The following is a 10,688-nucleotide window of genomic DNA, read 5'->3' on the forward strand; positions in this document are numbered from 1 at the left end:
GGCTCGCTCTCCCGCCACAACGGAAGCACCTCGTAGCGCTCGCGCAGGCAGGCGTCGGCCCATTCGCCGAGCGGCGCGATCTGCACGATGAAGGGCTTGCGGCTCATTTGAGCGGGATGTAGTTGGCCGCGGCGGCGGCCTCGGCGAAGGTCTTGCCTTCCCGGATGCCGCGCTCGACCGCGAGGTCGACTTCGAGCGCCTGCTCGGCGGCGGCAAGCGCGCGTTCGATGTCGGCGGCGGGCACCACCACGATGCCGGTATCGTCGCCGATCACCAGATCGCCTTCGCTGACCGGCACGCCGCCGATGGTCACGGTGCCGCCCAGCTGCTGCAGCTTCAAGCGCGTCTTGCCGGTCAGCGGCGTGACCCAGCGGCTGGCCAGCCACAGGCCGGCGGCCTCGATCTCGTCGGTGTCGCGGCAGGCGCCGTCGATGACCACGGCGGTGGCGCCGCGCGCCACGGCGGCGGTGGAGGCGATGCCGCCGAAAGTGGAGATCGGCGCGCCACCCACGTCGATCATCAGCACCTTGCCGGGGCCGCTTGCCGCGACCAGCTTGCCGACCGCGAAATCGGCGCGGTCGAAATCGCCGAGCTGGCCCCAGCTATGGCGCGCCGTGGCGGCAAAGCCGGCGATGCGCCCGCCGCCGCTGCGGCGCGCGATGCCCTGCACCACGCCGGCGATGCCGAGGGTGTCGAGCGCGTCCGACCAGGTGCTGCTGCCGATGCGGCCGCAGCGCGCGAGGAGGTCTTGCTGTGCTTGCGTCATGATGTTGTCCCTGTGTGCGTGAAAAAAGAGAGCCGCCGCCGCGTCAGTCGATCTGCGCGCCGGACAGGCGCACGGCTTCGGCCCAGTGCTTCGCCTCGCCCTGCACGAAGGCCTGGAACTGGGCCGGCGGCGTGTTGTTGACCTCGCCGCCCATCTCCACCAGCTTCTGCGTCACCTCCGGCGTGGCGACGATCCGCGCCACGTCCTGGTAGATCTTGTCGCGCAGCGCCGGCGAGAGGCTGGCCGGCGCGAACAGGCCGAACCACGTGGCCGCCGAGAAATCCGGCATGCCGGCCTGGGCGAAGGTGGGCACGTCGGCGATGGCGCCGATGCGCTCCGGGTTGGCCAGCGCGATCGCCTTGAGCTTGCCGGACTTGATGTGCGGCAGCGCGGCCGACAGCGTGACGAAGGCCATCTTGACCTGCCCGCCGAGCAGGTCGGTCAGCATGGGCGCGTCGCCGCGGTAGGGGATGTGCACCATCTGCAGCTTGTTGCGCCCCTTGAACAGCTCGCCGGTCAGGTGCTGCGGCGTGCCGTTGCCGGTGGAGGCGAAGCTCAGGCCCGGATTGGCGCGCGCGTAGGCGATCAGCTCGGGCAGCGTCTTGACCGGCAGCGACGGCGTGACCACCAGCACCAGCGGGATGGTGGAAGTCAGCGTGATCGGGGCGAAATCCTTGACCGGATCGTAGTTGAGCTTCTTGTACAGGCTGGCGCTGATGGTGTGCGCCGCGGTGGTCAGGTACAGCGTGTAGCCGTCGCCGGGCGAGCGCGCCACCAGTTCGGCGCCGAGCAGCGTGCCCGCGCCGGGCCGGTTGTTGACCACCACCGGCTGGCCCCAGGCGTTCGAGAGTTTCTCCGCCAGCAGCCGCGCGATCACGTCGGTCGCGCCGCCGGCCGGATACGGCACCACCAGGCTGACCGGCTTGGCCGGAAAGGTGTCGGCCATCGCCGGCATGCCGAAAAGCGCGCCGGCCAGCAGCCATGCGCACGCCATCCATCGCCTCGGTTTCATCGTCTGTCTCCTTGTGTTTTTGTAGGTTGTGCCGCTACCGCGCCGCGCGCGGGTCCGGGTCCCGCAGCACGTACTGCGCCCCGCAGCGCGCGCAGATCTCGCGCACGTGGGCATCGAGCCGCGCGGGCACCGGGATGCCGTGCGCCAGCCGGTGCCGCCGCGTCTGTTCCTCGGGGTCGCCCGCCACCAGCACGGGCTGGGCGGGATCGGCGCTCGGGGTCTCGTGCATGACGTCGATGGCGGCGTCGAGGTCGGCCTCGAACTCGCCTTCCTCGCGGAAGCTGCGCGGATCGATGGCCATGAAGAAGTGGCCGATGTTGTCGGGGTCGCCCGGCTTCTGCGTGCGCTGGCGCAGCGGCGAGAACGAGCCGCCCGTCAGCGTGCCGCCGAGGATGTGGACCATCATCGCCAGGCCGTAGCCCTTGTGGCTGCCGTGCTCCAGCGAGCCGCCCAGCGGCGTGAGGCCGCCGTCCGGCCGCTTGAACACGTAGTCCATGCCGAGGTGCGGATCGGCCACCGGCGCGCCGTCCGCATCGACCACCCAGCCTTGCGGCAAGGGCTTGTCGTTGAGGTGATAGACCTTGACCTTGTTGGCGGCCACCGTGGTGGTCGACATGTCGAGCACGAAGGGCGGATGGCGCCCGGCCGGCGCGGCGAACGCGAGCGGATTGGTGCCCAGCACCGGCACCGTGGCGCGCGGTGGCACCAGGCTGATGCCGCGCGTGGCCGTGCAGACGAAGCCGAGCAGCCCGCGCGCGGCGGCCATGCGGGCATAGACGCCGGCCGCGCCGAAATGATGGGAGTTGCGCACGCCCACCACGGCCACGCCATGCAACAGCGCCTTGTCGGCGGCCAGCTCCATCGCCATCGCTGCGACCGGGTGGCCGAGCCCGGCGCCGCCGTCGACCAGCGCGGTGCAGCCGGCGTCGCGCACCACCCGCGGCCGCGCCTGCAGTTGCAGCATGCCGGACTGGCGCATCTCTTCGTACATCATCAGCATCGAGACGCCGTGCGAATCGACGCCGAACAGGTCGGTCTCGACCATCAGCCCGGCGGTCACGCCGGCGAGGTCGTCGGCCATGCCCCAGGCATGGAGGACATTGAGAATCTGCCGGCGAACCACGTCCGCCGGGACATGCAGGATTTCGGTCATGGGCGCGAGTCGCCTTGTCGGTTGGTGGAGGTCACGCGAAGCCGTTCATTCGATCCAGTGATGGGCCGCCCACATGCGCCGGAATCCCGCCTCGGCGCCGTCCAGGCGCTGCTTCCACTCGGGGCCGGGCAGGTAGTCCATCTCGGTGAACTGGGTCTTCATCATCTGCTGGAACGCGGGGTCCAGCGCCACCTGCCGGAGCGCGGCGCCAAGCTGCTTCTCCACCGCGGACGGCAGCCCCCTGGGCGCGACCACGCCGCGCTCGGACGCGAACACCAGATCGACGCCCTGCTCGCGGAACGACGGCACCGCCGGCGCGAGCTTCGAGCGCCCGGCCGAGGCCTGCGCCAGGATGCGCACGGTGCGGCCGTCGTAGGGCAGCGCCTCGCCCAGGTTCATGCCGGCGATGACGGTGTGCCCGCCCATCAGCGCGTTGCGCATCGGGCCGGCGCCGTTGAACGGCACGTGGTTGAGCTGCGTGCCGGTGAGGCCCTCGAACATCACCATCGCCAGGTGGTCGTCGGTGCCGGAGCCGGTCGAGCCGTAGCTGATCGCGCCGGGGTCCTTCTTCGCCGCGGCGATCAGCTCGGCGAGCGTCTTGTAGGGGCTGTCGCGGCTCACGCTGAACGCGCTGGGGTCGCGCACCAGCGTGGCGAGGTAAGTGAAGTCGCCGGCGCCGAAACCGGCGTTGCGCTCGATCGGCAATGTCACCAGGCCGGGCATGTTGGTCATGCCGAGCGTGTAGCCGTCCGGCCGCGCGCGCGCCACGTAGGCCAGCCCGATGCCGCCGGCCGCGCCCGGCTTGTTGACCACCACCACGGAAGCGCCCAGCGCCTTGCCGAGAAAGCTGGCCAGCGCGCGGGCAGTCAGGTCGGTGCCGCCGCCAGCGGCGAACCCCACCACCAGCTCGATGGGCTTGTCCGGCCAGGCCCGGGCCGGCGCCGCGCACAGCAGCGCGCATAGCGACAGCACCACGCCGCCGAGTCGTGAACGTAGCTGCATCTCGTCTTGTCTCCTTTGCTCATGACGCGCATGCCGGTACATGGCCGGCATGCGTCGGTCGTGCTGCCGCGCGCCGCAGCACGCGGCTGAATGCTCAGCGCATTCAGCGCGCCTCCTGCGCCTCGCGCCAGGCCAGCAGGCGGTTCACGCCTTCGCGCATGCGCACGGTCGGCTGCCAGCCGATCAGCCGGCCGGCGAGGTCGTGCGGGATGTGGAAGGCGCCGCCCGAGGTCAGCCGCACGGTGCCGGGCGGGTCGGGGCGGATCTCGGGCTTGAGGTCGCTCTTGCAGAATTCCAGCACCAGCCGCACCAGCTCGCCGGTAGTGACCGGCTCGGGGCCGGACACGTTGACGGCCACGTCGGTGGCGCCGCTCTCGAACGCGGCCAGGTTGGCGCGCGCCACGTCGGAGACGTGCACGAAGTGCTTGGTGTCGGTGCCGTCGCCGGGCAGCACCGGCGGCTCGCCGGCGCGCACGCGGTCGTAGGTCTGCATGATGTACAGCGAATTGGCCGCGCGGTAGTGCTGGCGCTCGCCGTACACCGTGGAGTAGCGCAGCACCACGTAGTCGAGCTGGTGCTTCTGGTAGAACTGGCGGCACAGCTGCTCGCCCATGATCTTGGAGGCGCCGTACAGGATCGCCGCGGGCGGCGCGCCGGTCGAATGGAACGGGCCGCCCTCCTCCAGCGCGCCCTGGATGCCGGTGCCGTAGCCGTAGACCGCGTTGGACGAGGCGAACACCACCTTCTTCACCTTGTTCACGCGGCACGCCTCGAGCATGTTCTGCGCGCCGCGCACGTTGACGTCCACCGCCTGCCACGGCGTCTGCGCGAAGCCGAGCGTCATGTAGGCCGCCAGGTGCAGCACGCCGTCCACGCCCTCGGTGGCGGCCAGCAGGTCAGGCAGGCGCATCAGGTCGGCCCTGACGATCTTCACGCGCGGGTTGTCCTGCAGGTGCGCGATGGCATCGAGCGTGCCAAAGGCGAAGTTGTCGAGCAGCAGCACTTCGCCGACGCCGGCCTCGAGCAGCAGGTCGGCGGTGTGCGAGCCCACCAGGCTGGCGGCGCCGGCGATCAGGATGCGCGCGCCGCGCAGCGGCAGGGCGGCGTCTTTCGTTGTGCTGATTGTATTGGTCGTGTTGGTCATCTCGTTTTACAGTCCCAGCGGTTTTTCGTGCAGTCCCCAGTACACGCTCTTGACCTGGCTATACAGGCGCAGACCGTGCAATCCCTTTTCGCGGCCGATGCCGCTGTCCTTGAAGCCGCCGAACGGCGTGGCGATGTGCGATTGCTTGTAGGTGTTGATCCAGACCGAGCCGGCTTCCAGCTCGCGCGCCACGCGCCACGCGCGGGCGTAGTCGCCGGTCCACATGCCGGCGCCCAGGCCGAACGCGGTGCCGTTGCCCTGCTCGATCACGTCGGCCTCGTCGTCGAACGGCAGCGCCACCAGCACCGGGCCGAAGATCTCTTCCTGGCACACGCGCGCGCGGTTGGACAGCCCCTCGATCACGGTCGGCTGGTAGAACCAGCCGTGGCGCAGCGCGGCGTCGGCGGGAATCGCGCCGCCGGCCAGCACCTTGCCGCCTTCCTGGCGCGCCAGGTCGACGTAGCCCGCCACCTTGTCGCGGTGCGCGCGCGAGACCAGCGGGCCCATCTGCGTGGCCGGGTCGTCGGGCAGGCCGACGCGCACGGCCAGCGCGCGCGCGACCAGCGCGTCCATGAAGCGCCGGTAGACCGATTTCTGCACGAACAGGCGCGAGCCCGCCACGCAACTCTGGCCGGCCGAGCCGAAGATGCCCGAGACCACGCCCGCGACGGCCTTGTCGAGATCCGCGTCCTCGAACACGATGTGCGGCGACTTGCCGCCCAGCTCCAGCCCGACCGGAATCAGGCGCTGCCCGGCGATCGCGCCGATGACGCGGCCGGTCTCGGTGCCGCCGGTAAACGACACCATGCGCACGCCCGGATGCCTGACCAGCGCCGCGCCGACGTCCTCGCCGTAGCCCGGCAGCACCGTCAGCAGCCCTTCGGGCAGGCCGGCCTCGGCGCAGATGCGCGCGAGCTCCAGCGCCAGCTGCGGCGTTTCCTCGGACGGCTTGACCAGCACCGCGTTGCCGGCGGCCAGCGCGGGCGCGGCCTTCTGCGCCTCGTTCATGATCGGCGAGTTCCACGGCGTGATGGTGGCCACCACGCCGAACGGCTCGGCCAGCGCCATCGAGAAATACTCGCCGCGCGGCGCCGTCATCTCGTTCTGCCAGGTCTCGCACACGGCGGCGTAGTAGCGGAAGTTGCCGGCCGCCATGTCGACCATGTTCAGGCATTCCTTCCACGGCTTGCCGCTGTCGAGCATCTGCAGGCGAGCGAGCGGCTCGCGCTCGGCCGCCAGGCGGCGCCCGATCTCGTACAGCGTGGTGGCGCGCTGGTCGGGCCGCAGCTTGCGCCACGGCCGGGTGCGGAACGCTTCCCAGGCGATGGCGACGGCTTCGTCCACGTCCTTGGGCAAGGCCCGGGTGACGATGCCGGCGATGCTGCCGTCGGCCGGGTTGATCGAGGTGATGACGGTGCTGTCGTCGCCCTGGCTGGTGCGCCATCCGGCGCCGAGGCGAAAGGGTCTGATGGTGGATGCGTCCATGATGTGTCGGAGGAAAAAGTTTGGATGTCCGGCTCCCGCCGCGTGCGGGAGGATGCGCGGGACGGCGGTGCCATCATCGCGCACGGCATTCATAGGGACAAATTGATATTCATCGGGATTTATTAGCTGGCACCAATGAATGCGGAACGCCTAGGCAATGGCGGCCGGCGGCAGGTGCAGGCAGGCCACATCCACCGGCACGCCGGCCACGCGCGGATAGCGCCGCAGCACCAGCGGGTCGTGCCCCGGCACGATGTGGTCCGGCGACGCGGCAGCGGCCGCCAGCGTGGCGTGGCCGGCCAGCATGGCGGCCACGTTCAGCACGATCGGGAACGGGTTGCGGCGCTCCATGTTGGCGTAGTAGTGCGCCGCGTCGGAGGCCAGCACCACCCAGCCGCGCGCGGTATGCACGCGCACCGCCTGCAGCCCCCTGGTATGGCCGCCGATGTGCATCAGCTCCACGCCGGGCGCGAGCGTGGCGTTGCCGTCGTGAAAGCGCACGCGCTCCTCGTAGACGCGGCGCACGAGATCGCACACGTCCTCCACCGCGTAGGCGCGCCGCATCGTCGGCTCGCACATGCAGCGGCCGGTGGCGTACTCGACCTCGGCATCCTGGATGTGGAAGGTGGCGTTGGGCAGCTTGTCGAGGTTGCCGGCGTGGTCCCAGTGCAGGTGCGTGATCACCACGTCGCGGATGGCCGACGGGTCCACGTCGAGATGGCGCAGCGCCTCGATCGGGCAATGCTCCAGCGCGCGCTGGCGGCTGCTGGCGCTGCGCTCGCCGAAGCCGGTATCGACCAGGATCGCGGTCTGGCCGTGGCGCACCAGCCAGACGAAGAAGTCCATCGACACCGCCGCGTCGTGCTCGTCCCGGAAGATGAAGTTGTCGCCGGTGCGCCGCGCCATGCTGGCGAAGCGCAGCGCGTAGATCTCGTATTCGGGCAAGGGTTGCTGTTGCATCGTCTGGTCGTCTCCTGTGTTTGTTCGTGTTTGCGTGTTCCCGTGTTCCGGTGTTCGCATGCGCCGCTACACGCCGAGATAGGCCTTCTGCACGAAATCGTCGGCCAGCAGTTCCGCGCCGGTGCCGGCGCGCACCACCTCGCCCTGCTCCAGCACGTAGGCGTGGTGCGACAGCTTCAGCGCCAGGCGCGCGTTCTGCTCCACCAGGATGATCGAGGTGCCGCTCTCGCGGTTGATCGACTCCACCGCCGCGGCGATCTCGGCGATCACCTTCGGCGCCAGGCCCAGCGAGGGTTCGTCCAGCATCAGCAGGCGCGGCTGCGCCATCATGGCGCGGCCGATGGCCACCATCTGCTGCTCGCCGCCCGACAGCGAGCCGGCCAGCTGCCGGCGGCGCTCGGCCACGCGCGGGAACAGCGCGTACACCTGGTCGATGGTGCGGCGGCGCAGCGTGGCCGAGCGCACGGTGTGCGCGCCGACCTCCAGGTTCTCCAGCACCGTCATGCGCGCGAACAGCCGCCGGCCCTCGGGCGACAGCGCGATGCCGCGCTCCACGCGCGCCGCGGCGGAATGCGCGGCGATGTCCTGGCCGGCCCACGACAGCTTGCCGCGGCTGAGCGCCTTCAGGCCCATCAGCGCCTTGAGCGTGGTGGTCTTGCCGGCGCCGTTGGAGCCCACCAGCGCCACGATCTCGCCCTCGCCCACGGTGAAGGACACGTCGCGCACGGCTTCCAGCGGGCCGTACTGCACCGCGAGGTTGCGCGCTTCAAGAATGGGCATAGTCGGGGGCTCCCAGGTAGGCTTCGATCACGGCGGGATTGGCGCGGATGGCCGCGGGCGTGCCTTCGGCCACCTTCCTGCCCTGCACCAGCACCACGATGCGCTGGCACAGTTCCATCACCAGCGCCATGTGGTGCTCCACCAGCAGCAGCGCCAGCCCGCGCTGCTCGCGCAGCACCCGCAACAGTCGCCCGAACTCGGCGCACTCCTCGCCGTTGAGGCCGGCGGCGGGCTCGTCGAGCAGCAGCAGCGACGGCCGCGTGGCGATGCCGATGGCCACGCCCAGCTTCTTCTGGTGGCCGTAGGCAAGTCCTCCCGCCGGCACGTCGCGGTACGGCCCCAGCCCGGTCAGCTCGAGGATCTCGCCGACCTCGCGCGCGATGCGCGCCAGCCCCGCGCGCCGGCCCGCGCTGGGCAGCGCCTGCGTCCATACCGAGCCGGGCAGCGTGGAGATGGCGCCGCGGTAGATGTTCTCGGCCACCGTGGCGCGCGGGTAGACCGACGCCGACTGGAACGTACGCGCCAGCCCGTGCCTGACCACGCGGCTGGGACGCTGGCCGGTGATGTCGCGGCCGTGGAACGTCACGGTGCCGCCGGACGGCGCGATGCTGCCGCTGATGAGGTTGAAGGCGGTGCTCTTGCCCGCGCCGTTGGGACCGATCAGGCCGACGATCTCGTTCGCGGCCACGCTGAAGCTCAGCCCGGAGACGGCCTTCAGGCCACCGAAGGTCTTGTCGAGTTGCACGACCTTGAGGATCTCGTTCATTGCCGTGCTCCGCGCCTGCGCTGCGCCAGTCCCGCGAGGCCCTGGGGAAGGAAGCGCAGCATCAGGATCAGCGCCACGCCGTAGAAAATGTTCTGGCTCTCCACCGCGCCGCGGAACAGCTCGGGCAGCGGCGTCATCACCAGCGCGCCGACCACCGGCCCCAGGATGAAGCTGCGTCCGCCCACCACCAGCATGATGATGACCGCGGTCGACAACGCGACGTTGAACGACTCCGGCGAGATGTAGCCCAGGTAGTGCGCCGTCAGCGCGCCGCCCAGCCCGGCCAGCGCGCTGCCGGCGGTGAAGGCGAACAACTGCGTGCCGCGCACGCTGACGCCGCTGGCCTCGGCCAGCGCGGCGTTCTCGCCCACCGCGTCGATGGCGTGGCCGGCCGGCGAGCGGAACAGCACCCACAGGAACGCCACGCACGCGGCGGCCACCGCGGCGGCCAGGCAATAGAACGCGCTCTTGCTCTCGAAGGCAAAGCCGAACAGCGCCGCCGGCGGGATGCCGGTGATGCCGTTGGCACCGCCGGTCACGCTTTCCCACTCCAGCAAACCCAGCCGCACCAGCTCGCCAAAGGCGAAGGTGATCAGCACGAAGTAGACGCCGGTGAGCCGCAGGATGATCGCGCCCAGCAGGAAGGCAACCGCGCCCGCCGCCAGCATGGCCACTGCCGCGCCGGCGACGAACGGCATGCCGCCGCGCATCACCAGCAGCGCCGCGGCGTAGGCGCCCAGCCCGACGAAGGCGCCGTGGCACAGCGACACCTGGCCGGCGCGCGTCAGCAGCGACAAGCCGCTGACGATGACGACGTTGATGCACACCAGGATGGCCAGGTGCAGGTAGAACGGCTGGTCGAACACCAGCGGCGCCGCCAGCAGCACGGCCGCGGCCAGCGCCAGCCCCGCGCGCGCGCCCGGCTTGCGCTGCCCGCCCGGCAACGCCACGTCCTGCAGCGCGCCGGCCGGCGGAAGAACGATCTTGTGGTCCGGCATATCAGGTCTCCGCGCGTCCGAGCAGGCCGGCCGGCCTGATCACCAGCACCACCATCACCAGGGCGAAGATCAGGATGTCGGCGGTGCTGCTCTTGAGAAAGGTGCTGCCGAAGCTCTCCGCCACGCCGAGCAGCAGGCTGGCCAGCGCCGCGCCGGGAATGCTGCCCAGCCCGCCCAGGATGACCACGATGAAGGCCTTGAGCAGCGGCGTCGCGCCGATGAACGGCGACACCGAGAACAGCGGCGCCATCAGCGCCCCCGCAATCGCCGCCAGCCCCACGCCGATGCCGAAGCCCAGCGGGTACATGAACTTCGCGCGCACGCCCTGCGCGGTGGCGATCTCCATGTCCTGCACCACCGCGCGCAGCGCGCGGCCGGTGCGCGTGTGGCCGAGGAACACGTAGAGCACCAGCAGCACCGCGGCCGAGAATCCCACCACGTACAGGCGCGACATCGGCAGGGTCACGCCGCCCAGCGACACCGCGCCCTCGGCCACCGAGGGCATGAACTGCGGATCGGGGCCGAACACCATCAGTGCCACGGCCTGCAGGATCATCGCCAGGCCGATGGTGGCGATCATGCCGTTGAGCTCGTCGTGGCGGAACGGCTTGAGCACCAGCCA

At 70.6% G+C, this 10,688-nt stretch carries 11 protein-coding genes; all 11 read right to left on the bottom strand.

Annotated features, from left to right (window positions below; genetic code table 11):
* Nucleotides 1–103 precede the first annotated feature (103 nt).
* Nucleotides 104–766 carry an RraA family protein gene (locus K206_RS0101265; protein WP_020200591.1) on the bottom strand — a complete coding sequence of 221 codons (663 nt, stop codon included), beginning with the start codon at nucleotides 764–766 and terminating at the stop codon, nucleotides 104–106.
* A 43-nt stretch (nucleotides 767–809) separates the two neighbouring features.
* The gene (locus tag K206_RS0101270; RefSeq protein ID WP_029043095.1) at nucleotides 810–1,778 is read right to left on the bottom strand and encodes a tripartite tricarboxylate transporter substrate binding protein; all 969 of its coding nucleotides are present in this window, start codon (nucleotides 1,776–1,778) and stop codon (nucleotides 810–812) included.
* Nucleotides 1,779–1,812: 34 nt separating this feature from the next.
* On the bottom strand, nucleotides 1,813–2,931 hold the full coding sequence (locus tag K206_RS0101275) for an Ldh family oxidoreductase (RefSeq protein WP_020200593.1): 1,119 nt from the start codon (nucleotides 2,929–2,931) through the stop codon (nucleotides 1,813–1,815).
* Between the two features lie 45 nt (nucleotides 2,932–2,976).
* On the bottom strand, nucleotides 2,977–3,933 hold the full coding sequence (locus K206_RS0101280) for a tripartite tricarboxylate transporter substrate binding protein (RefSeq protein WP_029043096.1): 957 nt from the start codon (nucleotides 3,931–3,933) through the stop codon (nucleotides 2,977–2,979).
* 103 nt (nucleotides 3,934–4,036) lie between these two features.
* Nucleotides 4,037–5,077 (bottom strand): NAD(P)-dependent oxidoreductase, encoded by a 1,041-nt coding sequence (locus K206_RS0101285; protein WP_020200595.1) that lies wholly within the window; start codon nucleotides 5,075–5,077, stop codon nucleotides 4,037–4,039.
* A 6-nt stretch (nucleotides 5,078–5,083) separates the two neighbouring features.
* Nucleotides 5,084–6,562 (bottom strand): aldehyde dehydrogenase, encoded by a 1,479-nt coding sequence (locus K206_RS0101290; protein WP_020200596.1) that lies wholly within the window; start codon nucleotides 6,560–6,562, stop codon nucleotides 5,084–5,086.
* A 150-nt stretch (nucleotides 6,563–6,712) separates the two neighbouring features.
* Nucleotides 6,713–7,522: an N-acyl homoserine lactonase family protein gene (locus K206_RS0101300; protein ID WP_043365013.1), complete on the bottom strand. Its 810-nt coding sequence runs from the start codon at nucleotides 7,520–7,522 to the stop codon at nucleotides 6,713–6,715.
* Nucleotides 7,523–7,588: 66 nt separating this feature from the next.
* Nucleotides 7,589–8,302 (bottom strand): ABC transporter ATP-binding protein, encoded by a 714-nt coding sequence (locus K206_RS0101305; RefSeq protein ID WP_020200599.1) that lies wholly within the window; start codon nucleotides 8,300–8,302, stop codon nucleotides 7,589–7,591.
* On the bottom strand, nucleotides 8,289–9,068 hold the full coding sequence (locus tag K206_RS0101310; RefSeq protein WP_020200600.1) for an ABC transporter ATP-binding protein: 780 nt from the start codon (nucleotides 9,066–9,068) through the stop codon (nucleotides 8,289–8,291). The genes K206_RS0101305 and K206_RS0101310 overlap by 14 nt, the downstream gene beginning before the upstream one ends.
* Nucleotides 9,065–10,066 carry a branched-chain amino acid ABC transporter permease gene (locus tag K206_RS37280; protein ID WP_020200601.1) on the bottom strand — a complete coding sequence of 334 codons (1,002 nt, stop codon included), beginning with the start codon at nucleotides 10,064–10,066 and terminating at the stop codon, nucleotides 9,065–9,067. Before K206_RS37280 ends, K206_RS0101310 begins: the two co-directional genes overlap by 4 nt.
* A gap of 1 nt (nucleotide 10,067) precedes the next feature.
* Nucleotides 10,068–10,688, bottom strand: a 621-nt coding sequence (locus K206_RS0101320; RefSeq protein ID WP_020200602.1) for a branched-chain amino acid ABC transporter permease, incomplete at its 5' end; no start/stop codon positions are given.

The organism is Cupriavidus sp. WS (assembly GCF_000395345.1).
In the GTDB taxonomy this organism is placed as follows: domain Bacteria; phylum Pseudomonadota; class Gammaproteobacteria; order Burkholderiales; family Burkholderiaceae; genus Cupriavidus; species Cupriavidus basilensis_B.